General features: G+C 63.9%; 19 protein-coding genes. 16 read left to right on the forward strand and 3 right to left on the reverse strand.

Translation table 11 applies throughout. The annotated features are described in order from the left end of the window. The first annotated feature begins 97 nt into the window (after positions 1–97). The 8 genes from NH396_RS08855 to NH396_RS08890 all read left to right on the forward strand — a co-directional run bounded on the left by NH396_RS08855 (position 98) and on the right by NH396_RS08890 (position 11,323). On the forward strand, positions 98–1,279 hold the full coding sequence (locus NH396_RS08855; RefSeq protein WP_253063199.1) for a GlxA family transcriptional regulator: 1,182 nt from the start codon (positions 98–100) through the stop codon (positions 1,277–1,279). Between the two features lie 191 nt (positions 1,280–1,470). Continuing rightward, on the forward strand, positions 1,471–2,334 hold the full coding sequence (gene mtgA, locus NH396_RS08860; RefSeq protein ID WP_253063059.1) for a monofunctional biosynthetic peptidoglycan transglycosylase: 864 nt from the start codon (positions 1,471–1,473) through the stop codon (positions 2,332–2,334). 249 nt (positions 2,335–2,583) lie between these two features. Next, positions 2,584–3,594 (forward strand): dipeptidase, encoded by a 1,011-nt coding sequence (locus NH396_RS08865; protein ID WP_253063061.1) that lies wholly within the window; start codon positions 2,584–2,586, stop codon positions 3,592–3,594. A gap of 99 nt (positions 3,595–3,693) precedes the next feature. Then, entirely contained in the window at positions 3,694–4,230 is a 537-nt protein-coding gene (locus tag NH396_RS08870; protein WP_043333737.1) for a DUF5943 domain-containing protein, read from the forward strand. Between the two features lie 273 nt (positions 4,231–4,503). Next, positions 4,504–6,582 carry a dimethylglycine demethylation protein DgcA gene (dgcA, locus tag NH396_RS08875; RefSeq protein WP_253063063.1) on the forward strand — a complete coding sequence of 693 codons (2,079 nt, stop codon included), beginning with the start codon at positions 4,504–4,506 and terminating at the stop codon, positions 6,580–6,582. 89 nt (positions 6,583–6,671) lie between these two features. After that, complete coding sequence (locus tag NH396_RS08880; RefSeq protein WP_253063065.1) at positions 6,672–8,876, forward strand: (Fe-S)-binding protein; 2,205 nt, start codon at positions 6,672–6,674, stop codon at positions 8,874–8,876. Continuing rightward, on the forward strand, positions 8,873–10,363 hold the full coding sequence (locus tag NH396_RS08885) for an electron transfer flavoprotein subunit alpha/FixB family protein (RefSeq protein WP_253063067.1): 1,491 nt from the start codon (positions 8,873–8,875) through the stop codon (positions 10,361–10,363). The genes NH396_RS08880 and NH396_RS08885 overlap by 4 nt, the downstream gene beginning before the upstream one ends. Positions 10,364–10,396: 33 nt before the next feature. Next, on the forward strand, positions 10,397–11,323 hold the full coding sequence (locus NH396_RS08890; RefSeq protein WP_253063069.1) for an electron transfer flavoprotein subunit beta: 927 nt from the start codon (positions 10,397–10,399) through the stop codon (positions 11,321–11,323). A 118-nt stretch (positions 11,324–11,441) separates the two neighbouring features. Here NH396_RS08890 and NH396_RS08895 read toward each other — a convergent pair whose 3' ends face one another. After that, a complete protein-coding gene (locus NH396_RS08895; protein ID WP_253063071.1) occupies positions 11,442–12,077 on the reverse strand; it encodes a DUF4174 domain-containing protein in 636 nt (211 codons plus the stop codon). A gap of 594 nt (positions 12,078–12,671) precedes the next feature. Here NH396_RS08895 and NH396_RS08900 point away from each other — a divergent pair. Beyond that, positions 12,672–13,064, forward strand: a complete 393-nt coding sequence (locus tag NH396_RS08900) for a DUF4168 domain-containing protein (protein ID WP_253063072.1) — start codon at positions 12,672–12,674, stop codon at positions 13,062–13,064. Positions 13,065–13,232: 168 nt separating this feature from the next. On the opposite strand, the gene NH396_RS08905 is transcribed toward NH396_RS08900, so the two are convergent. Then, entirely contained in the window at positions 13,233–14,822 is a 1,590-nt protein-coding gene (locus tag NH396_RS08905) for a BCCT family transporter (protein ID WP_253063074.1), read from the reverse strand. 452 nt (positions 14,823–15,274) lie between these two features. Here NH396_RS08905 and NH396_RS08910 point away from each other — a divergent pair, with 452 nt between their 5' ends. From NH396_RS08910 to NH396_RS08920, 3 genes are all read left to right on the forward strand, one after another. Continuing rightward, positions 15,275–17,059 carry an NADH-ubiquinone oxidoreductase-F iron-sulfur binding region domain-containing protein gene (locus tag NH396_RS08910; protein WP_253063076.1) on the forward strand — a complete coding sequence of 595 codons (1,785 nt, stop codon included), beginning with the start codon at positions 15,275–15,277 and terminating at the stop codon, positions 17,057–17,059. Then, positions 17,056–20,082, forward strand: coding sequence for a molybdopterin-dependent oxidoreductase (locus NH396_RS08915; protein ID WP_253063078.1), 3,027 nt, complete (start codon positions 17,056–17,058; stop codon positions 20,080–20,082). Before NH396_RS08910 ends, NH396_RS08915 begins: the two co-directional genes overlap by 4 nt. 261 nt (positions 20,083–20,343) lie before the next feature. After that, positions 20,344–20,583 (forward strand): hypothetical protein, encoded by a 240-nt coding sequence (locus NH396_RS08920; RefSeq protein ID WP_043333148.1) that lies wholly within the window; start codon positions 20,344–20,346, stop codon positions 20,581–20,583. A 141-nt stretch (positions 20,584–20,724) separates the two neighbouring features. On the opposite strand, the gene NH396_RS08925 is transcribed toward NH396_RS08920, so the two are convergent. Further along, on the reverse strand, positions 20,725–21,354 hold the full coding sequence (locus NH396_RS08925) for a flavin reductase family protein (protein WP_253063080.1): 630 nt from the start codon (positions 21,352–21,354) through the stop codon (positions 20,725–20,727). Between the two features lie 1,460 nt (positions 21,355–22,814). Between NH396_RS08925 and cyoA the strand changes: the two genes are divergently transcribed. From cyoA to cyoD, 4 genes are read left to right on the forward strand one after another with little or no spacing between them, the layout of a single operon-like run. Next, on the forward strand, positions 22,815–23,783 hold the full coding sequence (gene cyoA, locus NH396_RS08930; RefSeq protein WP_082388205.1) for a ubiquinol oxidase subunit II: 969 nt from the start codon (positions 22,815–22,817) through the stop codon (positions 23,781–23,783). 3 nt (positions 23,784–23,786) lie between these two features. Then, positions 23,787–25,796: a cytochrome o ubiquinol oxidase subunit I gene (cyoB, locus tag NH396_RS08935; protein WP_253063082.1), complete on the forward strand. Its 2,010-nt coding sequence runs from the start codon at positions 23,787–23,789 to the stop codon at positions 25,794–25,796. Between the two features lie 2 nt (positions 25,797–25,798). Beyond that, positions 25,799–26,425: a cytochrome o ubiquinol oxidase subunit III gene (cyoC, locus tag NH396_RS08940; protein ID WP_043333145.1), complete on the forward strand. Its 627-nt coding sequence runs from the start codon at positions 25,799–25,801 to the stop codon at positions 26,423–26,425. Next, positions 26,422–26,751: a cytochrome o ubiquinol oxidase subunit IV gene (cyoD, locus tag NH396_RS08945; RefSeq protein ID WP_043333144.1), complete on the forward strand. Its 330-nt coding sequence runs from the start codon at positions 26,422–26,424 to the stop codon at positions 26,749–26,751. Before cyoC ends, cyoD begins: the two co-directional genes overlap by 4 nt. The last annotated feature ends 2 nt before the right edge of the window (positions 26,752–26,753 follow it).

Genomic DNA, 26,753 nt, shown 5'->3' on the forward strand with positions numbered 1-26,753 from the left:
TCTGTCACTCAGGCAGATATGAAGAAGGACCCCTCTCATGGCATTGACCAGTGGCCGTTTCGCCCGCCCGTACGAAGCTCACTCATCCGCTGCAGGAATGGCCGGCGAGACGCGCCAGCCGCAGACCATCGGCTTCCTGCTGCTCGACAGCTTCACGCTCATCTCGCTGGCCTCGGCGGTGGAACCGCTGCGCATGGCCAATCAGCTGGCCGGACGCGAGCTATACCGCTGGTATACCGTGACGCTGGAAGGCACCCCCGTGCGCGCCAGCGATGGCCTGCAGGTCACGCCCGACACCTCCACCGAGGCCTGCCCGCCGCTGGATATCGTCATCGTGTGTGGTGGCGTCGGCATCCAGCGCTCCGTGCATCGTCCGCATGTCAGCTGGCTGCAGGCGCAGGCGCGTGCCGGCCGCAAGCTGGGTGCCGTCTGTACCGGCAGCTGGGCGCTGGCTCAGGCGGGGCTGCTCGAAGGCCATGAGACCAGCATCCACTGGGAGTGTCTGGCCGCGATGCAGGAAGCCTTCCCGCGCGTGCCGCTGACCACACGACTGTTCTCCATCGATCAGGACCGCGCCACGGCCTCCGGCGGTACCGCGCCGATGGACATGATGCTGACTATGATCGGTCGCGAGCATGGCCGCGAGCTGGCGGCGGGCATCTCCGAGATGTTCATCTGCGATCGCGTGCGTGGCGAGCAGGACCAGCAGCGCGTGCCGCTCAAGCATGTGCTGGGCACCACCCAGCCGAAGCTGCTGGAAATCGTCGCGCTGATGGAGGCCAATCTGGAAGAGCCCATCGGCCTGGACGAGCTGGCGCACTATGTCGATGTCTCGCGCCGTCAGCTGGAGCGGCTGTTCCAGCGCTATCTGCATTGCTCTCCGTCGCGCTACTACCTCAAGCTGCGCCTGACCCGCGCACGTCAGCTGCTCAAGCAGACGGCGCTGTCGATCATCGAGGTGGCCTCGGCCTGTGGCTTCGTGTCCACGCCGCACTTCTCCAAGTGCTACCGCGAGTACTTCGGGATGCCACCGCGTGATGAGCGCATCGGAGGTGAGCGCAGTGTCAGCGTGCTCGAGGTGCCGTGTCGCGCCGATGGTGATCATCAGCTGACCGGTGTCGCCAGTCTGGAAGGGCTTCTGCATCAGTCGATCGGCCAGAGCATGGTCGGCAATGCGCCCCTGCAACCGGTGAGCGAGTCCCCCGTCTCCTCGGCGATTCTGGCACTGGCCAATGCGCGCGGTGAGCCGACCTACGCCAGCGTGCGTCTGCAGGGCTGACACCTGCCGACTGACAGTAGCTTCCCGCAACGTCCAACGCCTCTGCCTCTGTGGCAGGGGCGTTGTCGTTTTCACGGGAGCCACCGGCACGCTCTGGTACACTCGAAGGCGCTATGCAGCAGTAGCTGACACGACAATGGCTCGGCGGCGGAATGACGCGCCACGACAAGCACGACAGGGGACGGCAAGGGATGGCACGAGGACAGCAACGCAGGCAGGAAGGCACGGAGCGTGTGGCGGGTGTGCGGCGCGGGGCGACACGCCGCCCGGCGCCGCGTACCGGCATGCGCCCGATGGAGCGTCTGCGCTGGCTGGCGGTGTGGGCATTCAAGGTCGTTGCCTGCTGGATGGTGGCCTGTATCGGCCTGGTGGTGTTGCTGCGCTTCGTGCCGCTGCCGGTGTCGATGGTGATGCTGGAGAAGTGGGGCCATGGCCTGGTCACCGGCGAGCCGATGGCGCTTAAGCATGACTGGGTGCCGATGGAGCAGATTTCCAGCAATGCCCGCCTGGCGGTGATCGCCTCGGAAGACCAGAAATTTCCCGATCACTACGGCTTCGATGTCGATCAGATCGTCAAGGCCATCGATGCGCGGCTGGCCGGTGAGCGCCTGCGTGGCGCCAGTACCATCAGCCAGCAGACCGCCAAGAATGTCTTCCTGTGGAACGGGCGCAGCTGGGTGCGCAAGGGGCTGGAGGTCTGGTTCACCATCCTGATCGAGATCATCTGGCCCAAGGAGCGTATTCTCGAGGTCTACCTGAACGTCGCCGAATGGGGGCCGGGCATCTTCGGTGTCGAGGCTGCGGCCGAGCATCACTTCAATACCGATGCCGCCAGCCTTTCCGCCTATCAGGCCAGTCTGCTGGCGGCGGTACTGCCCAATCCGATCCGCTTCAATGCCGGCAAGCCCTCGGCCTATATCCAGCGCCGCGCCAGCTGGACACGTCGCCAGATGAACAACCTCGGCATGGGCTACCTGAAGCGTCTGGAACAGCCGCGTGGCTGGCTGAGCTGGGACCTGCTGCCTTCGCTCAAGGAGCTGTCCCCCGCGCATTGAGCGGCGTGACGCTACACCCTCGGCTGTCTCGCGACGCCCCGGCTCTCTCGAGTCGGGGCGTCGGCGTTTCAGAAACGACAGCTCTGACGCGATTCGATAGCCACGGGTCGCATCTGGCGTCAGAGGGGCAAGAGGGCAGGACTATGCTGGCACAGCCTGCTGGAGATCGTGCTCCGACAGGCCCTGTCCGCCGGGTACGGGCAGTGACCTGACTCCCTCGAGCCGCCTGCCCAGCGCCGGAGCGACATGATGTCCGAATTTACCTCCTCCTTCGGTGGGGCCGATGCGGCCCGCGCCCTGCACGATGACAGCATCGTCATCGATGGTCTGGTGATCGCCAAGTGGCAGCGCGAGCTGTTCGAGGACATGCGCAAGGGCGGTCTGACCGCTGCCAACTGCACTGTCTCGGTCTGGGAAGGCTTCCAGGCGACCGTCAACAACATCGTCAAGAGCAATCAGCTGATCGCCGAGAGCAGTGACCTGGTCTGCGTGGCGCGCACCGCCGCCGACATCCGCGCCGCCAAGGCCGCCGGCAAGACCGGCATCATCTACGGCTTCCAGAATGCCAACGCCTATGAAGACCAGATCGGCTATGTCGATGTCTTCAAGCAGCTCGGCGTGGGCATCGTGCAGATGTGCTACAACACCCAGAATCTGGTCGGCACCGGCTGCTACGAGCGCGATGGCGGCCTGTCCGGCTTCGGCCGCGAGATGGTCGCCGAGATGAACCGCGTCGGCGTGATGTGTGATCTCTCCCACGTCGGCTCGAAGACCTCCGAGGAAGTCATCCTCGAATCGAAGGTGCCTGTCTGCTATTCCCACTGCGCGCCGGCCGGTCTCAAGGACCACCCGCGCAACAAGTCCGATGCCGAGCTGCGCTTCATCGCCGAACACGGCGGCTTCGTCGGCGTCACCATGTTTACCCCCTTCCTCAAGGCCGGCGTCAACGCCACCGTCGACGACTACGTCGAGGCCATCGAATACGTGATGAACCTGGTCGGCGAGGATGCCATCGGCATCGGCACCGATTTCACCCAGGGCCACGGCCAGGACTTCTTCGAGTGGCTGACCCACGACAAGGGCTACGCCCGTCGTCTCACCAACTTCGGCAAGATCGTCAATCCGGAAGGCATCCGCACCATCGGCGAGTTCCCCAATCTGACCGAGGCGCTGCTGCGTCGCGGCATGAGTGAGCATCAGGTGCGCAAGATCATGGGCGAGAACTGGCTGCGCACGCTGGAAAATGTCTGGGGCGGCTGAGTCTGGCTGCCTGTGCCCTTTATTGATCGCTCTTACTTGATCTCTCTTTCCTGATCTCTTTTTTGCAATTCCCTTAAGCCCCCTTTGGAGGACACCGACATGAGCAAGATGGCCCCTGAACTGCCGATCGAAGTGGATAGCGAGACCGGCGTCTGGACGTCCGATGCGCTGCCGATGCTGTACGTGCCGCGTCATTTCTTCATCAACAATCATGTCGCGGTGGAAGAGGCGCTGGGCGTGGAGAAATACGCCGAGATTCTCTATCACGCCGGCTACAAGAGCGCCTGGCACTGGTGCGAGAAGGAAGCCGAGCTGCATGGCCTAGTCGGCGTGGAAGTCTTCGAGCACTACATGAAGCGCCTGTCGCAGCGTGGCTGGGGTCTGTTCATCACCGAGGAGATCGATCTGGAGCGCGGTACCTGCAAGGTGCGCCTGGAACACTCTTGCTTCGTCTATCAGCAGGGCAAGACCGGCACCAAACTTGAATACATGTTCACCGGCTGGTTCGCCGGCGCGATGGACCAGATTCTGGCCGCGCGTGGCAGCGAGCTGCGCACCGTCGCCGTCCAGACCCAGAGCGGGGGTGAGGAAGGCTGTGACGTGGGGTATTTCGAGGTCGCTCCCGGAACAGTGTGACGTTTTCGGATCCGCCACTCTCTATTCCATGGTTCGGGCCCAGACCCGGCCCAGGCAACAGGCAACAGCACACGCTGGCCGCCCGATCATCTCTCTGTCACGACACTCACCACACGACACTCATCACCCACAACAACGACAACGCAACGCCTGAGCGCCGACTCTCCTGACATGCAAGACACCTGACGCCAACCCCGTCGCCACGACTCGTGGCGGCGGGCAGGCCAGGCCAGCGTGACGAGGCGGCGCTCTCCCCGGCGAGGAGCTCTCACCATGGCATTCGACGCACTCTTCCAGCCGATCGAGATCGGCAAGCTGACCATCCGCAACCGCGTCGTCAGTACCGCCCACGCCGAGGTGTATGCCACCGATGGCGGCATGACCACCGAGCGCTACGTGCGCTACTACGAAGAGAAGGCCAAGGGCGGGTGTGGCCTGTGCATCTGTGGTGGCTCCTCGGTGGTCTCCATCGACAGCCCGCAGGGCTGGTGGAGCTCCGTCAATCTGTCGACCGACCGCATCATTCCGCATTTCCAGAATCTGGCCGATGCCGTGCACAAGCATGGCGGCAAGATCATGATCCAGATTACCCACATGGGCCGTCGCTCGCGCTGGGACGGCTTCGACTGGACCTCGCTGATGTCGCCGTCCGGCATCCGTGAGCCGGTGCACCGCTCCACCTGCAAGACCATCGAGGTGGAGGAGATCCAGCGCATCATCGCCGATTTCGCCCAGGCGGCGCGGCGTGCCAAGGAAGGCGGCCTGGACGGCGTCGAGCTGTCCGCCGTGCACCAGCACCTGATCGACCAGTTCTGGAGCCCGCGCGTCAACAAGCGCACTGATGAATGGGGCGGCAGCTTCGAGGGCCGCATGAAGTTCGGTCTCGAGGTGCTCAAGGCGGTTCGCGCCGAGGTCGGCGACGACTTCGTGGTCGGCATGCGCATCTGTGGCGATGAATTCCATCCTGATGGCCTGTCCCACGACGACATGAAGCAGATCGCGGCCTATTACGACGCCACCGGCCTGCTCGACTTCTTCGGTGTGATCGGCTCCGGTTGTGATACCCACAACAGCCTCGCCAACGTCATTCCCAACATGTCCTACCCGCCGGAACCCTTCCTGCACCTGGCCTCCGGCATCAAGGAAGTCGTCTCGATTCCGGTGATCCACGCCCAGAACATCAAGGACCCCAACCAGGCCGAGCGCATCCTGGAAGGCGGCTATGTCGACATGGTCGGCATGACCCGCGCCCACATCGCCGACCCGCACATCATCGCCAAGATCAAGATGGGCCAGCTCGACCAGATCAAGCAGTGCGTCGGTGCCAACTACTGCATCGACCGCCAGTATCAGGGCCTCGACGTGCTGTGCATCCAGAATGCCGCGACGTCACGCGAATACATGGGCCTGCCGCATCAGATCGAGAAGACCAGCGGCCCGCTGCGCAAGGTCGTCATCGTCGGCGGTGGTCCGGCCGGCATGGAGGCAGCCCGCGTGTGCGCCGAACGCGGCCACGACGTGACGCTGTTCGAGGCCCGTGACGAGCTTGGCGGCCAGATCACCATCGCCGCCAAGGCACCGCAGCGTGACCAGATCGCCGGCATCACGCGCTGGTATCAGCTGGAACTGGCACGCCTGAAGGTCGACCTGCGCCTGGGCACGCGGGCCGATGAGGCCACCATTCGTGACCTGCGCGCCGACGTGGTGATCCTCGCGGTGGGTGGCCGTCCGTTCATGGAGCAGTTCGAATCCTGGGGCTACGACGAAGACCCGGCCAAGAGCCTGATCGCCTCTTCATGGGACGTGCTGGACGGGCGCGTCGCACCGGGCAGCAACGTGCTGATCTACGACAGCATCTGCGAGTTCTCCGGGGTCTCGGTGGCCGACTATCTGGCCGACAAGGGCGCGCGGGTCGAGATCGTCACCGATGACATCAAGCCCGGCGCGGCGGTCGGTGGAACCACCTTCCCGACCTATTACCGCAGCCTGTATGCCAAGGAAGTCGTGATGACCTCCGACATGGTGCTGCATGAGGTCTACCGCGAAGGCGAAGGCCTGGTGGCGGTGCTCGAGAACGAATACACCGGCACCCTCGAAGAGCGCGTCGTCGACCAGATCGTGGTCGAGAACGGCGTACGCCCGGATGAGGCGCTCTACTACGCCTTCAAGGACGGCTCGCTCAACAAGGGCCAGATCGACGTCGAGTCGCTCTACGCCATCAAGCCGCAGCCGTGCCTGAGCCAGGCCACCGAAGGCAATGATTACCTGCTGTTCCGCCTCGGTGACTGCAACGCACCGCGCAACACCCACGCCGCCATCTATGACGCCCTGCGTCTGTGCAAGGACTTCTGATGACGTGATCTGCCGAGCCGGCCGCACCTATGCCGCCGGCTCGGCAGTCGTCCGGTCGACAGCGGGCTTGAAGAAAGAGGGTGAGCAGCATGAATGACACGATCTTGTCGGTATTGATCTTCACCGCGCTGGCGCTGGCTGCCATCGGCGCGGTCAAGCGCATCGGCCTGTGGCGCCAGGGGCGGGCGGATGCCACGTCCATGAGTGTGGGAGAGCTGATCGCGAGCCTTGCCAAGGTACCGCGCCGCTACGGGGTGGACCTGCACCACGTGGTCGCGCGGGACCGCTACATGGCCAACACCCACGTCGCCACCGGGGGCGGCTTCGTGGCCGCGGCGCTGCTGATGGTGGTGGTCTACGGCTTCGGCATCGACTCCGCCTGGCTGGGCGTCTTGCTGCTGCTGGCCAGTGGCGCGATGTTCGGTGGCGCGCTGTTCGTGCGTCGTCGTCGCCTCGCCCCGCCGGCACGTCTGTCGCGTGGCCCGTGGATGCGTCTGCCCAAGAGCCTGCTGGTGTTCTCCGCCAGCCTGTTCGTGATGAGTCTGTCACTGGTGCTGCCGGAAGGCGTCGGCGGCATGATCTCCGGCGGTATCCTCGGGCTGGTGCTGGTAGTGGGCATCGGCTGGGGGCTGCTCGAGATGATCGTCGGCATGACCGGCGGCGGCTCGCGCATCACCGGGCCGATGAAGCATGCCTTCGCCGGTGCGCTGCATCTGGCCTTCCATCGGCGTCCGGCACGTTTCAGCACCCGCGATAGCGCGGGCATCCGCGACAGCGCATTGCTGCCGCTGGACCTGACCAACCCCGAGGCACCGCTGGGCGTCGGCAAGCCGTCCGATTTCAACTGGCGTCAGCTGCTGGGCTTCGATGCCTGCGTGCAGTGCGGGCGCTGTGAAGCGGTGTGTCCGGCGTTCGCGGCCGGTCAGCCGCTCAATCCCAAGAAACTGATCCAGGACATGGTGGTCGGCATGGCCGGTGGCAGCGATGCCGCCTACGCCGGTTCGCCCTATCCGGGCGATGAGCCCAGGCGCGCGCCCGGCCAGCATGGCGGCGGCCCGCAGCAGACCATCGTCGGGGCCTCTCCGCATGCTCGCCCGGCAGCTCAGGCAGCGTCATCCGGGCCGATCCAGATCAAGGCGGCACCGGGCGCTGCGGGTGAGGCGACAGATGGCGACAAGCTGATCCACGAGTTCAAGGTACTGGTCGAGCCGGAAACCCTGTGGGCCTGCACCACCTGTCGCGCCTGCGTCGAGGAGTGCCCGATGATGATCGAGCACGTCGATGCCATCGTCGACATGCGCCGTCACATGACGCTGGAGCAGGGCGCGACGCCGGGCAAGGGCGTCGAGGTGCTCGACAACCTGATCGCCACCGACAACCCGGGCGGCTTCGCGCTCGAGGCGCGCCTGCATTGGGCGGCGGACCTCGACCTGCCGCGCATCGCCGAGCTGCAGGCTGCCCGCGAGGCGGCGCGTGATCCGCGTCCGGTGGAAGCGCTGCTGTGGCTGGGCGATGGCGCCTTCGACATGCGCAACCAGCGCACGCTGCGCGCCTTCGTGCAGGTACTGCGCGCCGCCCGGGTGGATTTCGCCATCCTCGGTGCGGAAGAACGTGACAGTGGTGATGTGGCGCGCCGTCTGGGGGATGAGGCGACCTTCCAGTCGCTGGCCACCCGCAATATCGCCACCCTGTCGAAGTATCGCTTCGCGCGCATCATCACCTGCGATCCGCACAGCTTCCATGTGCTGGGACGTGAATATGCCGCCTTCGGTGGCGACTACCTCGTCAACCACCACACCAGCTACATGAACGAGCTGCTGGCGGCCGGTCGCCTGAGCCTCGATGCCACCCGACTGGCGACGCTCGGCGCGGTCACCTGGCACGACCCCTGCTATCTGGGGCGCTACAACGGTGAATTCGAGGCGCCGCGTAGCTTGCTGGCGGCGCTGGGGCTGGAAGTGCGCGAGATGCAGCGCTCCGGTTTCCGCTCACGCTGCTGTGGCGGCGGTGGTGGCGCGCCGGTGACGGACATCCCCGGCAAGCAGCGTATCCCCGACATGCGCATGGGCGATGTGCGCGAGACCGGCGCCGAAGTCGTGGCGGTCGGCTGCCCGCAGTGCACCGCGATGCTGGAAGGCGTGGTGGCACCGGCCGGTGAAGCCGAACCCCAGGTGCTGGATCTGGCGGAACTGATGGCGCGGGCGCTGGTAACGGATGCGTCCACGCAGGGCTCGTCCACACAGGGCATGGCGACGTCGACCACGCAGCCCACTGACGCGGAGGTGGCGGCATGACGATTTCCGGCGACCCAAAAGCAACCGAGCATCCACACCCATCAGGGCATCCATACCCATCCGAGCGCGAGCTACTGCCACGCCGTGACCCGCGCCTGGAGCAGCAGGCACGCAATCGGCTGCACCCTGAGCATCTAATCGCGCTGCAGGCGCTGGGCCGTGGCGCGGCAGCACCTCAGGAACGCTGGATGGGCCCGAAGGGTGTGATGCGCCGCAATCCGCATGTCGGGCACTTCATCGCCGCCAATGGCCGCAAACGCATCGATCGCAGTGGCCGCTCCGGGCCTGCCGCGGTGGGTACTGGCCAGCCCGCTGTCGCGGCCAAGGCGCGCGTGCTGCCGCTGGTCGAGATCGCATCACCCGCCTTCCTGGTCGCGGTGGTGCCGGACATGACTGGTGGGCGACTGTCGAGTCATGACCGTGATGTGCTGGGGCTGGCCCGTCAGATCGCCGATGCCGACCCCGCCCATCAGGGCGCGGTGCTGGCCGTCACCTTCGGCACCTTGCGTGAGGATGGTGACGCCGCCGACAGTGTCGGGCTCGGCGCGGCGGGGGCCGACCGTTGGCTGCACTTTGCCGATACTCTCCACGATGGCTATGCGCCGCTGGCCCAGCTGGCGGAGCTTGAGGTCATCGATGGCAAGCTGGCACCACGGCTGTGGTTGCTGCCGGAATCCCGCACTGGCGGTGGTGAACGCGGCCGACGTCTCGGTGCGCGCCTGCTGTGTCAGGGCGATGCGCTGGCGCGGCCCAGCGGCAATGCCTATCAGCTCGACGGCGAGCTTGCCGCCATCGGGCGTGGCGAGCTTGCCGAGGTCAACGTCACCGGGCGCAGCGGCAATGGTCAGCAGGACCTGACCCGCCCGCTGACCCGTATCGTGCTGTGCGAGGCGGAATGCGCCGAGCCGGTGGAAGATGTGCGCCACGCCGCGCTGCCGCTCGAGTGGGAGGCGGCCAGCGCCGCGCACGCCGTGCCAGACGTGATCGAAGACCTTGGCCCGGTGGCCGTCGATCCCTCCGCGATCGCGCTGGGCGAGGCCGAATTCATTCTCTCGGCGGGCAACGGCATCCGCGATTGGGATGGCTTCCACCGCGCCGCCAGCCTGCTGGGCGCCACCGAAGGCGCCTCGCGGGTGGCGGTGGATGACGGCTTCATGCCGCGTGCCCGCCAGGTCGGTGCTACCGGGACCTGGGTGACGGCGCGGGTCTATGTCGCGGTGGGCATCTCGGGGGCCATTCAGCATCTGCAGGGCATCCAGCGCTGCGACAAGGTGGTGGCCATCAACACCGATGGCGGCTGTGACATGGTCAAGCGTGCTGATCTTGCGGTGATCGGTGACGCCGGGGCGATTCTTGCCAGTCTCTGTCAGCAGCTCGAGGCCGAACGCAGTGTCGGCGGTGATGCCTCGGCGGTGGGACAGTCGCCTGCCGTGCCCTCGACATCATCCAGCACGTCATCCGCCACGCTTGCCGCCGACGCGGCCTGAACTCGCGCCTGCGACAGGGGAAAGGAGAAGGACATGAAGGCAGATCGTTCATCCGTTGCGCAGCAGGCCTCGGCACCGCTTGAGGTCGTGAGTCTGGTATCGCTGGGTCAGCACCCGGTTTCGGGGCGTCTGCGGCGTGCCGAGCAGGACGCCCGCGCGCTGGAGCTGTGTCTGGCGCTGGAGCGTCAGTCGGCACCCGGTGCCGTAAGCCTCAGTGCCTGGCACGCCAGTGGCAGCGAGATCGCGCCCGGCAGCGAGCAGGATCAGGCGCTGCGCGGCTATCTGGGCATGGGGCTGGAGTCGTTGACGCTGGTGACGCCGGATTCTCCTGGCGCTGGCCCGCTCAAGGCTGCTGATCCGCTCATGGCTGACGATTCGTCGCTCACGGCTGCTGATCAACCGGTCATCGATGTCTGGCCGCTGCTGGTCACGCTCCTCAAGCAGGCGGCACCGCAGCTGGTGGTGTGTGGTGGCCAGGGCGAGACCGGTGAGGGCAGTGGCCTGCTGCCGCATCTGCTGGCGGAGAGTCTTGGCTGGCCGTTGGTGGAGGGTATCGTCGCGATCGAGAGCTGCGATGGCGCACATCTAATCGCCTTGCAGGCGCTGCCGCGTGGCCAGCGGCGACGGTTGCGCGTGAAGCTGCCGGCGCTTGTCAGCGTCGACTCCGCGGCGCCGGCGGCGCGTCAGTCGGCCTTCGCGCAGGCGCGGCGTGGTGAGCTTGCGTCACAGCCCAGCGGCGAGCTTGTCCATGATGCGCAGGCCGAGGCCTTCGGCGTGGCCCCGGCTCGCAAGCGTCCCAAGCGCTTGAAGCACATCAAGGCGACCAGCGCGCGGGACCGCTTCAAGGCCGCGGCCGCCAAGGCCGAAGGGGGCGGTGGCAAGCGGCTGGAAGGCGTGAGCGCCGAGGAGGGCGCGGCGGAAATCCTCAAGCTGCTGCGTGAGGAAGGCGTGCTGCGCTGAAGCCGCGCAGAGGGTAAAAAGCCCCTGTCAGCCGAGCTGACAGGGGCTTTTTCATGCATCACGGAAGATCGCTCTTCACCGAAAGTCGCTCTTCACAATAGGTCACCCTTACAGAAGATCACTCCTCCCACTGCCAGTCCTCATCGCTCAAGGGTTCGGGCGAGGTGTGCTCGTCGGTGCCCTGGGGGGCCTTGCGCGCTGCCTGACTGGCTTCGCGCTGGCGCATCGGCATGTTGTCGATCACCTGATAGATCTGGTCGGGGGCGACGAAGCCTTCCTGCTGCATCTTCTTGCCGCCGTCCTTGCCCATCAGGATGACGGTGAAGGGCGCGCCCTCGCGCAATTGCATGGCATCGCGCAGGGCACGCACCTCCTCGAAGCTCATCGGCACGCCATCGTGGATGCCGCGCGTGCCCATCAGCGTATAGAGCGTCATGTCGCGTTGCTGCATCTCGCCACGCGTGGCGCGTAGTTCCTCGCGCTGACGCTCGAGATCCCGGTCCTGCTCATCCGGCGCGATCAGCACCAGCGAGCGTCGGTTCCAGGTCTCGCCCAGCAGCGGGTTGGCGGCGGGGTCGACATTGGCGGCGGTCATGGTGGTCTCCGCGGTGTCCGGTGAGGTCGGGGGTGGCGGTGCGCCCGAGGATGTCTCGGAGGGTGCGTTCAGGTCGGCATCCGAATCCAGCAGGCTGATGGCATGCACCGGCGAGCTCAACAGCAGAGCCGGCAGCAGGGCCAGCAACAAGAGGCTCATCAGGCTCGACGTCAGTCTGTGATGCGAGAACAGTCGAGGCAGCGCGGACAGTCTCTGCGCGGATGGTATGTACGTGGACATGGCAGTCCTCCGGCGGCAATGATATGAGCTGGGCCAGCCAGCCTGGGCTGTAGAAACAGGTTGCAGGGAAGAATGGCACACCCTGTATGACAGCCTCTCCTTCAAGATTAAGACAGTCACCGAGAGTTTGCTGCCCGTTGGCGCGCGATTTATGTGGTACTTCATGACATGCCGCCCTCATTCAGCCTGTGGAGAGACCCATGGCGACATGCCGCTAGCGGTGGCAACAGGCGACGTGGCCTCCTTGTGTAAAGCGCATGCCGCGTACGTGGTGTGCAGACTTCACGCAGCATGCTGCAGATATTTCCACAATCGTGGCACAAGCTGTATGCGCGTCCAGCCGTCATGGCGCCCGCCATGCGCAGCCCCGAGGCTTCTACGTTGCTGATCTGCGACTCATGTAACTGTGTCGATACACAATATTTTCAAAGAGTTGCATGAAAAAATGAACGTCCTGTCTTCAGGCTCGTCTGAGTTAGGGCAAACACTTATTGATCACTGCTGGAGGCTGCAATGAAACGGATGACTGCATACATGACGGCTGCCCTGATTTCCGCGGGCATGATGTCGGCACCGGCGTTCGCTGCTGATGCACCGGCCCAAGGTCAGTCTACTGCCCAGGCGGCACAGGCTCAGGCTGGCGATTTCACCGACGCTCAGCTGCAACAGTTCGCTGCGGCCTCTCAGGACATCGCACGCATCTCACAGGAATTCGCCGGCAAGCTGCAGAAGGCTGACGACGAGACTGCCAAGCAGAGCGTGCGTCAGGAAGCCAACGACGAGATGGTCAGCGCTGTCGAGGACTCCGGTCTGGAAGTCGCCACCTTCAACTCCATCGGTCAAGCGGTCCAGAACGACCCGGACCTGATGAAGAAGGTACAGAAGCTGGCTCAGGAAAACTCCTGATCTCGCCTGGATGACGTTCGGGTCATCCAATGACAACGCCGCCCCCGGTTGCCGGGGGCGGCGTTTTTTTGTGCCCATGTCCTGCGGCCTGTCAGTCAGTACCGCCTTGGTCAGTACCGCTTTGGTCAGTAAAGCTTTGGTCATTAAAGCTCTGGTCAGCACCGCATGTCAGGCACCGGCAGCCGGACGAATGAGCATGTCCTGTGCCTTCTTTTCCTGCATCAGGCCACGGAACAGGGAATAGCACATCACCAGCAGCACCAGCGTGAACGGCAGCCCCGTGGCGATGGCGCCCGCCTGCAGCGAGCCCAGCGCAGCGCTCCCCCCGCCATAGAGCAGGGCGCCGGCGATCAAACCTTCCATCGCTGCCCAGAACATGCGCTGGCTGACCGGGGCGTCGATCTTGCCACCGGCAGTGATCGAGTCGATCACCAGCGAGCCCGAGTCGGAGGAGGTCACGAAGAACACCAGCACCAGCACGATGGCGATGAAGGACGCCACGCCGGACAGCGGCAGGTTGTCGAGCATCTGGAACATGGCCAGCGACACGGAGTCGATGCCATTGGCCAGCGCGCCCACGCCATTGATGGCCTGTTCCAGAGCGGTGCCACCGAAGACGGACATCCACACGATGGTGACCAGGGTCGGCACCAGCAGCACGGCGGTGACGAATTCGCGTACGGTGCGGCCGCGCGAGACACGCGCGATGAACATGCCGACGAACGGTGACCAGGAAATCCACCACGCCCAGTAGAAGACGGTCCAGCCGTGGAACCAGCTTTCATCGGGGCGGCCGATCCAGTTGGACAGCGGCAGCAGATATTCCCCATAGCTGAGGGTAGTGGTGCCCAGGCCCATGAGAATGGTGAGAGTCGGCCCGAAGATGAGGATGAAGATGATCAGCACGGCGGCGATGATCATGTTGATGTTGGAAAGCAGCTTCACGCCGCCATCCAGACCACGACTGACCGAGTAGATGGCCACCAGCGTCACCAGAATGATGATCGCGATCTGGGTCGGCAGGCCATCGCCGACGCCGAACAGGTAGTCCAGACCCGATGCTGCCTGAGCGGAACCCAGCCCCAGCGACGTCGCCAGACCGAAGATGGTCGCCAGCACGGCGAGGATATCGACGATATGCCCCATCCAGCCCCAGGTGCGCTCACCGAGTATCGGGTAGAACGCTGAGCGGATGGTCAGCGGCAGGCCCTTGTTGTAGGTGAAGAAGGCCAGCGACAGCCCGACCACGGCGTAGATGGCCCAGGGATGCAGGCCCCAGTGGTACATGGTGGCACCCAGCGCGGCGCGTGCCCCTTCCGGCGTACCGGCAGGCGCGTTCAGTGGCGTGCCGTACCAGTCGGTGTAATAGGCCACCGGCTCGGCGACGCTCCAGAACATCAGGCCGATGCCCATGCCGGCGGCGAACAGCATCGCGAACCAGGAGCGTGTCGAGAACTCCGGCTTCGCCTTCTGGCCGCCCAGGCGCAGCTTGCCCACCGGATGCACGATCAGCAGCAGGCAGAACAGCACGAAGAGGTTGCCGGCCAGCATGAACAGCCAATCGCCATGTGCGATGGACCAGGCCTTGGCACCGCCCAGGGCACTTTCCGCGCCCGCAGGGAAGACGATGGCAAACAGGATGAAGCTGACGATCAGCACGGCGCTGATCGCGAAGACGGGGTTGTGAACATCGAGACCCATGACCTGGACATTGTCCTGGCCGATCTCGTAGTCCGTGTCATACGGATTCGATGACATGTGATGACCTCATGTTGTTATTGGTGTCGCCAGCCGGACAGGGCGGCTGGCGCGAAGCGAGGTGTTGTCGTGGGTGTCTCCCGGGTCTGCGATGTGGGAAGTGGGGGGAATGGCAATCCAGAGCGCGGTGGCAATCCAGAACGTAATGACGAGCTGACTGCGGGGCAGGTCGCCGCCGGACCCTGGTGATTGTGTGAGGGCGGGACGAGGGCGAGTTAGCTGGATACGACGCCGACATGTGCGTGGCTGACACGCGAGTCGATTCGATGGGGGAGGCGGTTGTCGCGGCTCTGCCCGCTTTGTAGATTGCGATCTACAGTGAAGGAACCTGCTTGGCTTGTCGGGCTTGCCTGACTTCGGACACCTTTAGATGGTCGCGTCCACGGCCCAGCCAGACCGTTGTCTCGACAGAACGATCCGCCAGTTCATAACGATAACAATGTGGTGCCGCCATGACGCCTGAGACCCTGACCGAGCCGACACCTGTCGCTCGCCGCCGTTCGCGCAGCCAGTTGCGCGGTCGTCCGCTGGATGCCGAGGCCTGGGCCGAGGTACAGCGCCTGCTGGGCGATGCCCCGGCGCAGCGTGACCTTCTGCTCGAATATCTGCATGTGCTCAATGATGAGGTCGGCTACCTGATGCTGGCCCACCTGCGTGCGCTGGCCGAGTGGATGCGCCTGCCGATGGCCGAGGTCTACGAGACGGCCACCTTCTATGCCCACTTCACCTTGGTCCGCGATGGCGAGACGCCGCCCGCGGCGCTGACCGTGCGCGTCTGTGATTCGCTGTCCTGTCAGCTGGCCGGCTCCGAGGCCTTGCGCGCCGGCCTCGCCGCGGGGCTGGACCCCGAACAGGTGCGCGTGCTGCGTGCGCCCTGCATGGGGCGCTGTGACAGTGCGCCGGTGGCGGAGGTCGGGCATTGCCATCTGGTCCACGCCAGCGTGGAAGGCGTCACGGCGGCGATTGCCGAAGGCCATGTGCATGCCGCGCCGGCTGCGAGTCTTGCCTATCCGCGGCTGGCACAATATCGCGCCAGTGGCGGCTATGGGCTGCTTGCCGCGCTGGAGGGCGGTGAGGTCAGCATCGAGGACCTGGCGCAGATGATCGAGCAGGCCGGTCTGCGTGGCCTGGGCGGGGCGGGCTTCCCGACGTTTCGCAAGTGGGGCTTCGTGCGCGCCGAGGCCGGGCCGCGCTACTGCGTGATCAATGCCGATGAAGGCGAGCCTGGCACCTTCAAGGACCGCTGCTATCTGGAGCGTGAGCCGCACACCTTCCTCGAGGGCGCGCTGGCCAGTGCGCATGCCATCGAGGCCGAGGCGCTCTACATTTATCTGCGCGACGAATACCCGACCCTGAATGAGGTGCTGCGTGAGTGCATCGCGGAGCTGGAAGCCGCAGGCCTCGTCGCGCCGGGTTATATCCAGCTGCGGCGTGGCGCCGGCGCCTATATCTGTGGCGAGGAATCGGCGCTGATCGAGTCGCTGGAAGGCAAGCCCGGCAAGCCGCGTCAGCGTCCGCCCTTCGTGGCCCAGTGCGGTCTGTTCGGTCGCCCGACCCTAGTCAACAACGTCGAGACGGTCTACTGGATCGCGCGGCTCCATCGCGAAGGCCATGACCACTACGTCGCGGCCGGGCGTCAGGGACGGCAGGGGCTGCGCAGCTTCTCGCTCTCCGGGCGCGTCAGACGCCCGGGCATGTATCTGGCACCGGCCGGCATCACGCTCAATGAGCTGGTCGAGGAATACGGCGGCGGCATGGCCGACGGCCATCGTCTGCGTGCCTATCTGCCCGGCGGTGCCTCCGGCGGCATCCTGCCGGCCAGCAAGGCTGACCTGCCGCTGGATTTCGACACCCTGCAGGCCCACGGCTGCTTCATCGGGTCGGCCGCGGTGGTGGTGCTGTCGGATAAGGACGATCTGGCGGTGGTGGCGCGCAATCTGATGAGCTTCTTCATGGACGAGTCCTGCGGCCAGTGCACGCCGTGTCGTGTCGGCACGCGCCAGATGCTGGCGGCGCTTAGCGGCGATGAGTGGGATGAGACGCTGCTGAAGCGCTTGTCGCAGGTGATGATGGACGCCTCGATCTGCGGGCTCGGTCAGGCCGCGCCCAATCCGGTGCTCGGCCTGCTCAAGGATTTCCGCCAGACCCTCGCGGATGGTGGGGTGCGCCTGATCGCCACGAGCGATACGACCGACGCCACGAGCCATGCGGCTGACGCCACGGGAGGTGAGGCATGAATGCGCTGACAGGGTTGGGCAACTCATCCTCGGATGATCAGCCGCTGCGCGAGGATGGTTTCACCATCACGCTGGATGGCGCCGAGGTGACGGCCTATCCCGGCGAGACGCTGTGGAAGATCGCCAAGCGTGCCGGCGAGACGATTCCCCATCTCTGCTACAGCGAAGCGCCGGATTATCGCGGCGATGGCAACTGTCGCGCCTGCATGGTCGAGATCGATGGCGAGCGCACCCTTGCTGCCAGCTGTATCCGCGAGGCGCGGGCGGGCATGGTGGTGCGCAGTGCCAGTTCACGGCGTGCCGGCGAGGCGCGCGCGATGGTGGTGGAGCTGCTCGCCGCCGACATGCCCGCCGAGGCGCACAACCCCGATGTCAGCAGCCACTTCATGGCGATGGCCGAGCTGCTGGCGGTGGATGTCGGGCACGCGCGCGAGACCCTGGGCGGCGCACGCGAGACGGTCCGCGAGTGGCTGGGGGAGACCGTGGAGGAGTGGTTGCCGACGCAGGCCAGCGCGCTTGATCACTCCCACACCGCGATGGCGGTCAATCATGACGCCTGCATCAGCTGTGGCCTGTGCGTGCGCGCCTGTCGCGAGGTGCAGGTCAATGACGTGATCGGGCTGGCGGGGCGCGGCAGCAATACGCGCATCGTGTTCGATCTCGAGGACCCGATGGGCGACAGCACCTGCGTCGCCTGCGGCGAGTGCGTGCAGGCCTGCCCGACCGGCGCCCTGATGCCCGCCGCCCAGGTGGATGAGCAGGGCCATGGCGACAGCGCCGCCGTCGATGAGCGCGTCGCCTCCATCTGTCCGTACTGCGGCGTGGGCTGTCAGCTGGAGTATCAGGTCAGTCGTGGCAGCGGCGAGGCATTGAGTGTCGAGGGCCAGCCGGTTGCGACCCTGGCGGATGCCCAGCAGGGCATGGCGGACGGCGACTCCCTCAAGACTGACAAGCGCTGGCAGCGCGTCGCGGATACGCGGCTGGACAACATCATTGCGGTCAGTGGCCGCGATGGGCCCTCCAACCACGGCCGGCTGTGCGTGAAGGGGCGCTTCGGCTTCGATTATCCGCGCCATCCGGAGCGCCTGATCCGCCCCCTGATCCGCCGTGACGGTGTGGCCAAGGGGCTGGATGCGAACTTTGACCCCGCACACCCGCTGACCCACTTCCGTGAGGCCAGCTGGGACGAGGCCCTCGAGGTCGCGGCCGAGGGGCTCATGCGCCTCAAGCGCGCGCATGGCCCCGACAGCCTGGCGGGCTTCGGCAGCGCCAAGTGCACCAACGAAGAGGCGTGGCTGTTCCAGAAGCTGGTGCGCACCGGTTTCGGCTCCAACCATGTCGATCACTGCACGCGCCTGTGTCATGCAAGCTCGGTGGCGGCGCTGATGGAAGGCGTCGGCTCGGGCGGCGTGAGCGCCTCCTTCATGCAGGCCGAGCAGTCCGACCTGATCGTGCTGACCGGCTGCAACCCGGGCGTCAATCATCCGGTGGCGGCGACCTTCTTCAAGCGCGCCGCCAAGCGTGGCACGCGCATCGTCGTGATCGACCCGCGTGCGCTGGCGCTGCGTCGTCAGGCGCATCGCTCGATCCAGTTCACGCCGGGGGCGGACGTGGCGCTGTTCAATGCCATGCTCAATGTCATCATCAGCGAGGGTCTGGCCAATCAGGCCTATATCGAGGCGCATACCGAGGACTTCGCCGCGCTGGCGGAGCATGTCGCGGCGCTGACGCCGGAGGCGATGTCGCCGCTGTGTGGCGTGGCGGCAGAAGAGATTCGCGCCGTGGCCCGCGAGTACGCGACCGCCAGGCGCGCGATGATCTTCTGGGGCATGGGCATCTCGCAGCACACCCACGGCACCGACAACGCGCGCTGTCTGATCGCGCTGGCGCTGGTGTGTGGTCATGTCGGGCGTGAAGGCACCGGCCTGCACCCGCTGCGCGGGCAGAACAACGTCCAGGGTGCCTCGGATGCCGGGATGATTCCGATGGTGTTCCCCGACTATCAGCCGGTGGGTGACACGGCGGCGCGCGAGCGACTGGAAGCGTTGTGGCAGACCCCGCTCTCGGCGACGCCGGGCCTGACGGTGGTGGAGATCATGCACGCCATCCACGCCGATCAGATCCGCGGCATGTACATTCTCGGCGAGAACCCGGCGATGTCGGACCCGGATCTCGAGCATGCGCGCAGTGCGCTGGCGCATCTGGAGCACCTGGTGGTGCAGGACATCTTCGTCACCGAGACGGCACAGTTCGCCGATGTGGTGTTGCCCTCGTACGCCTGGCCGGAGAAGGACGGCAGCGTCACCAATACCAACCGGCAGGTGCAGCGCGGGCGAGCGGCACTGCGCGCCCCGGGCGAGGCGAAGCCGGACTGGTGGATCACCCAGCAGCTGGCGCGGCGCATGGGGCTTGGCTGGGATTACGCCGGGCCGGAGGACATCTACGCCGAGATGCAAAAGGGCATGGATTCCCTCGACAACATCGACTGGGCGCGGTTGTCCGAGGAGAACTCGGTGACCTATCCGTGCCTGACGCCGGGAGGTGAGGGCGAGGATGTGGTGTTCGGCGAGGGCTTCCCGCGCGCCAGTGGCCGTGCCCGCTTCGTGCCGACCTGGCCCACGCCGCCGGATGAGACGCTGGATGCTGACTACCCGACGGTGTTGACCACCGGGCGCCAGCTGGAGCACTGGCATACCGGCTCGATGACGCGCCGCGCGACGGTGCTCGACAATCTCGAACCGGCCGCCGTGGCCACGCTCAATCCGGTGGAGCTGGAGCGCCTGGGCATCACGCCGGGCGAGCTGCTCTCGATCACCACGCGGCGTGGCCAGATCACCCTCGCTACCCGCGCCGATCCGCTGACACCGGCCGGCATGGTCTTCGTGCCCTTCTGCTACGCCGAGGCCGCCGCCAACCTGTTGACCAATCCGGCGCTCGACCCGGTGGGCAAGATTCCCGAGTTCAAGTACGCCGCCTGTCGTCTGGCCAAGGCCGAACCCGCCTCGGCGGGTGTGGAGAGCTGAAGCGGACATGTGAGGTGGACATGGCAAGCGGGCTGGACCGAGCGGACAGATCGAGGCAATAGACCGCAACCGAGCCAGACGCGCCTGACGCAAATGCCTACGCCAGTGGCGTGGGCAGGCACGCAGAGGGCGCCCCGGTCTGACCAGAATGTCGGAGACAGCCCGTCGTGCATTTCGGCTATCCTCACAAGGGCGATGCTCAGAACAGAGTGGGTCAATACCAATGACAATGCCCGCCGTCAGCGAGCAAGGAGAATGACGATGATGATCGTGGAGCTGATTGATCACGAAGACTTTCGTGAGCGGCTGGTGGCGCTTGGCGTGCAGATTTCCGAGCATGCCTGCGCGGACACCTGCGCACGCATGGCACTCAGAAAGCATGCCGAGGTGGGTGTGCCGGGCTTGCAGGAACTGGTGCGCGAGCTGGTGATGCACTCCGATATCCTGCTGCCGTCGGTGCGCCAGGCGCTGGACAAGTATCTGCTGCCCGGGCTTCGCTAGGCGCGCGCCGGGAAGATTGCGCGCCACGCACTGACACCGTTTACCTGATGTACACAAGGGCCTGTCGACTGACAGGCCCTTTTGCGTATGGGAGGCTCATCATCGAAAAGGGCGGAGTAAATGTCTCTGCACCTGCGTCCGTTACTCGGGGCGCTCCAGGCTGAACAGGCTATCCGTGCGTGCATAGTCACTGCCGGCCATGCGCCCGATGGCACGCAGTACCGAATTGTCGACATGCCGTCCATCCCAGACCGCTTCATCGGCATGCACCACCACTACCTCGGCCAGCACCAGTGAACCGGCCAGCGGTTGATCACCGTACGAGATGATGTCGCGCAGTCGGCAGCCGAAGGCGATCGGGGCGCCCTCCACGCGCGGAACCGCAAGCGGCGGCATGGCCACCTTGTTCAGGCCGGCATGGGTGAACTCATCCTCGTCGGCCGCGAGGCTGGCGCTGGTGAGGTTGAGCGCCTCGCTCATCGCCTCGCCACCGATGTGAATGACGCACTCCGCCACCTGCCCGAGGTTGTTGAGGGTGTCCTTGGTCTTGCCTTCGCCATTGCGCAGCGGGCTGAAGGCGAGCACCGGCGGATTGATGCTGGCGATGGTGAAGAACGAGAAGGGCGCGAGATTGGTGTTGCCTGCCGCATCGATGGTCGATACCCAGGCGATCGGTCGAGGTGCGATGCTGCCCGATAACAGGCGATAGAGGGTGCCCGCGGGAAGCTGGTCGGCGGCGATGAGGGGATGCGCGGTCGAGGAGGCAGTCATGGTGAGGGTCTCGTTGCAGGGCTCTGGTGGTAGGGCCGATGTCATAGAGCTGTCATTGCGGAGTTGTTGTTATAGAACTGTCATGGCAGAGCCTGCGTCGCAGGGCATGGCGCTCGACCCGCTCAGGCAGCATCTCGCACGGCGCCTGCCATCCGAGAGAGTGAGAGCCTGGCAGGCCAGGCGACCGACAAGCCAGATGACCATTGGATCAAGAGCTCGCGAATCTGGCCGCCTCGGCTAGCGGGGTCCGTGAATCATCGTTGATGCGGAACGCGAATCGCGCCTGGCCATAGGCCGGTGGTGCTAGTGAAGAGTGGCCTGTCTGGCCGCCGGGCGTGGAAAAGGTCTCGGGAAATTCTCCCAGATCATTGCCCCTATTTTTGGTGTGGTCAATTGTCGCAGGTCTTGACCTTTTTTGAGGGTGTTGTTCCTGACGCCTCGGTCGAGTTCATTCCTAGTCTGACTCAAGTCACACAATGGGGGCGAGAAACCGGATTTTTGTGCAATGTTGGTAACCAGAAGGTTTCTGGATTGTGTTTATTTGTATATTTTTTATGATGTCGGGCTGGGCGTCATCTGGCAGAAAGGTGGTGAGTCCGCGTAAATGGATGACGGAAAATGACAGCCATCAAGCCATTTGGTTCGGAATTGATCATGAGAATGGCATGCCAAGGTTGCGAAAAAGTGTCCCCTGTTGATCGAGGGTGTCAGTATCATGCGAGACGCATCATGGTGCATTTACCTGTCAGATCATGATCGATAATGCTGCATGTTTCTCGCCAATGAATGCCGACGTCACTTGAGTATCATGTCGGGAAAATGCCTCTCGCGCCCTGGTTGGGAGAGTACTTCAGTCACCTTTGAAAGGCTAAAGAGCAGTTTTTTTGGTATTTAATGTCGATATTTGGTTATTTTTTGGTTTTTAATTGCGCAACATCGTATGACGGCAGTGATTGCTTCGATATCGCGTGATGCGCCGATGTTCAGGACATCTGCGGTGATGCACTGAATTATGGCGCGACAAGGTCGTGATTCTCTCGGGCATCATCAGGCACGGCAGGGGGGGCTGGCATTGTGGAGAAGGCTGGCGATTGAGGTTCTGTCTGTTCCTGCAGGGCATGCACTGTCGCGACATCATCGCGGTGTGTGTCGGCTTTGCCACCCGATCCCGCTGCCTGCCCCCCCCTGGAGCGTGAGAGAACTCATGCCGCTCAAGGCATGATTGGCGCGCGCCGGATGGCCGAAGTCATCCGCATGTGGCCCCTGGTGCGTCATCCTGCCCCGTAGTCAGCCCCCCTGTCTTTTCTCTATCCTGTGCCCGCCTGCGGGAAATCTTCTGATTTCGTTCGAAAGATCGACGGCTTCCTGTTGGTCATTTCTTCGAACGCTGTGTTCCACATGTGGGCTCGTCATGACGCCATGGCGTGTTCCAACGAGGTCGTGAGATGAGAAAAAGCCTAATGCGGGGGGCTCTGCGGGGACTCCCTATCCTCGCGGGATTATTGATGCTGTCCGGCTGTGACGCCGTACTCTTCGATCCCAAGGGGCCTATCGGTGAATCCGAAAAGTCGCTGATCCTGACTGCTACCTACCTGATGCTCGTGGTTGTTATCCCGGTCATCTTCATGACGCTGTGGTTCGCCTGGCGCTATCGCGATACCAAGCAGAGCAAGGCGACCTACACGCCCAACTGGGCGCATTCCACCAAGATCGAGATCGTGGTCTGGGGCATTCCGTGCCTGATCATCCTCGCGCTTGGCATCCTGACCTGGAAGAGCACGCACGAGCTGGACCCGCGTGCCGAGATCGTCGACGGCGGTGAGCCGATCGAGGTGCAGGTCGTGTCCATGGACTGGAAGTGGTTGTTCATCTATCCGGAGCAGGGCATCGCGACGGTCAATGAACTGGCCATGCCGGTGGATCGTCAGGTTCGCTTCCACATCACATCCGACACGGTGATGAACTCGTTCTTCGTCCCGCAGCTCGGTAGCCAGATCTATGCAATGGCGGGGATGGAAAACCGTCTGCACCTGATCGGCAGTGAAGTGGGTACCTACGACGGTATCTCTGCCAGCTATAGCGGCGCCGGCTTCGCCGACATGCACTTCAAGGCGCATGTCATGAGCGAAGGCGACTTCGACGCCTGGATCGAGAAGGCACGCGGCAGCAGCAAGGTGCTGGATGACGCTGGTCTTGCCGCTCTCAAGGAGCCGAGCGAGGACGTTGCCCCGACCTTCTATGGTCAGGTCAAGCCGAACCTGTATGAGCAGATCATGGCGCCCTACATGGACGGCATGGAGCTGGGCATGAGCGATGATCAGATGCGCCACATGAAGAAGGGTGGAATGCATCACGACAGCGCCGAACACGGCATGTCCGATCATGACGCTTCTGGTCACGCTGAATCTGCGATGGCAACCGAGGAATAAGCAATGCTTGGAAAACTCACAATAGAGGCTGTTCCGTATCACGAGCCGATCATCATGATCGTGCTTGCGGCGGTAATCCTCGGTGGTGCAGCCCTGTTCGGGTTCATCACGGTAAAGAAAAAGTGGGCCTACCTGTGGAATGAGTGGTTCACCTCTGTCGATCACAAGAAGATCGGCATGATGTACATCATCGTCGCGTTGGTGATGCTGATCCGTGGTTTCTCCGATGCGATCATGATGCGTTCCCAGCAGATGCTGGCGTCCAGTGGTGGTCAGGGCTATCTGCCCCCGGATCACTACGACCAGATCTTCACTGCCCACGGCGTGATCATGATCTTCTTCGTGGCGATGCCGCTGGTCATCGGTCTGATCAACGTTGTCGTGCCGCTGCAGATCGGCGCACGTGACGTGGCCTTCCCGTTTTTGAACTCGCTCAGCTTCTGGCTGTTCGTGGTCGGCGCGCTGCTGGTCAACATCTCTCTGGGTCTGGGTGAGTTCGCCAAGACTGGCTGGCTGGCCTATCCGCCGTTGTCGGGGGCCAATTACAGCCCCGGGGTCGGGGTGGATTACTGGATCTGGTCATTGCAGATCTCCGGTGTCGGTACCCTGCTGACAGGTGTCAACTTCATCGCCACCATCCTCAAGATGCGTGCGCCGGGCATGTCCCTGATGAAGATGCCGGTCTTCACCTGGACCGCACTGTGCGCCAACGTCCTGATCGTCGCGGCCTTCCCGATTCTGACCGCTACCATCGCGATGCTGACGCTCGATCGCTACCTCGACTTCCACTTCTTCACCAATGACCTTGGTGGAAACATGATGATGTACGTCAACCTCATCTGGGCCTGGGGCCATCCTGAGGTGTACATCCTGGTGCTGCCGGTCTTCGGTGTGTTCTCCGAAGTCATCGCCACCTTCTCCAAGAAGAAGCTGTTCGGTTACACCTCGCTGGTGTGGGCGACTCTCGTCATCACCGTCCTGTCGTTCATCGTCTGGCTGCACCACTACTTCACCATGGGTGCCGGCGCTGACGTGAACGCCTTCTTCGGTATCGCGACGATGATCATCTCGATCCCGACAGGTGTGAAGATCTTCAACTGGCTGTTCACCATGTACCGTGGTCGTGTCGAAATGACCTCTCCGGTGCTGTGGACCCTGGGCTTCATCGTCACCTTCACCATCGGTGGCATGACCGGCGTTCTGCTGGCCGTTCCGGGCGCCAACTACGTACTGCACAACTCGCTGTTCCTGATCGCCCACTTCCACAACGTCATCATCGGCGGCGTGGTCTTCGGTGCGATGGCCGGTATTACCTACTGGTTCCCGAAAGCGACCGGCTTCATGCTGTGCGAGAAGTGGGGCAAGCGTTCCTTCTGGTTCTGGATCACTGGCTTCTACCTCGCCTTCATGCCGCTGTACATCCTCGGCTTCATGGGCATGACCCGTCGTCTGCAGCACGTCGACAACCCGCTGTGGGTGCCGTACCTGGTCGTCGCCTTCATCGGTGCTGTCCTGATCCTGATCGGTATCGCCTGCACCGTGATCCAGATCGCGGTCAGCATCAAGAACCGCAAGCAGCTGCAGGACACCACTGGCGATATCTGGGGCGGTCGTACCCTGGAGTGGAGCACCACTTCACCGGCACCGTTCTACAACTTCGCTCACGAGCCGCAGGTTTCCGAGCTCGACGAGTTCTGGGAAATGAAGGAACGTGGCATCGAGCAGGAGGCCAAGAAGCCTTATGCGCCGATCCACATGCCGCGCAACGCCGCTGCTGGCGTCATCATCTCCGCCTTCAGCCTGGTGTTCGGTTTCGCTCTGGTCTGGCACATCTGGTGGATGGCCGTGGTCGGGCTGGTCGGCATGATCGCTACCTTCATCGTGCGCTCCTTCAACTACGACATCGACTACTACGTGTCCGTCGAGGAAGTGGAGCGTGTCGAGCGTGAGGGTCGCGAGCGTCGCGCCCTGCCCAGCGCCCGCACACCTAACGACACAGTGGTTCAGGGGTAATCATGGCGAATAATGCAATGACATCTCACGATGGGGCGCATGACGCCCATGACGATCACGAGCATCACGATACCAACGGCCTGAAGGTCTTCGGTTTCTGGCTCTATCTGCTGAGCGACTGCATCCTGTTCGCGATGCTGTTCGCGGTCTACGTGGTACTGAGCCAGGCCTATGCCGGTGGCCCGACGGGCGCCGAGATCTTCGAGCTGAACTTCGTGCTAGTCGAGACCGCGCTGCTGCTGGCCTCGAGCTTCACCTACGGCCTGGCGATGCTGGGCATGAACCGCGGGGACAGCTCCGCGGTGATCAAGTGGCTGATGATCACCTTCGCCTGTGGCGCAGGCTTCATCGCGATGGAAATCTATGAGTTCTACCACCTGATCGTGAACGGCCAGGGTCCGGACAAGTCCGCGTTCCTGTCTGCCTTCTTCACCCTGGTCGGCACCCACGGTCTGCACGTGACCGTCGGTCTGATCTGGATGGCGCTGCTGATCTTCCAGGTCAAGAAGAAAGGTCTGACGGAAGTGCATCGCGGTCGTCTGATGATGCTCAGCCTGTTCTGGCACTTCCTGGACGTCATCTGGATCTGCGTCTTCACCGTCGTCTATCTCACAGGAGTGATGCTATGAGCCATTCCAACAACGACCACAACGACAATCACGGCAGCGTCAAGCAGTACGTGACCGGTCTGATTCTCTCCATCATCCTGACCATCATCCCGTTCGGGATGGTGATGATGATGGATGATCCGGGTGTCGGCGTGATCTGGGCCATCTACGGTTTCGCCATCGCTCAGGTCTTCGTGCAGCTGTACTTCTTCCTGCACTTGGACGGCTCCAAGGAGCAGAGCTGGAATGTCATGGCCATGCTGTTCACCGTGGTGATCGTGGCAATCGTCGTTGGTGGTTCCATATGGATCATGATCGAGCTGAATCAGAACATGATGCCCATCTGATA

The organism is Cobetia sp. Dlab-2-AX, assembly GCF_024124625.1.
Classification (GTDB): Bacteria; Pseudomonadota; Gammaproteobacteria; order Pseudomonadales; family Halomonadaceae; genus Cobetia.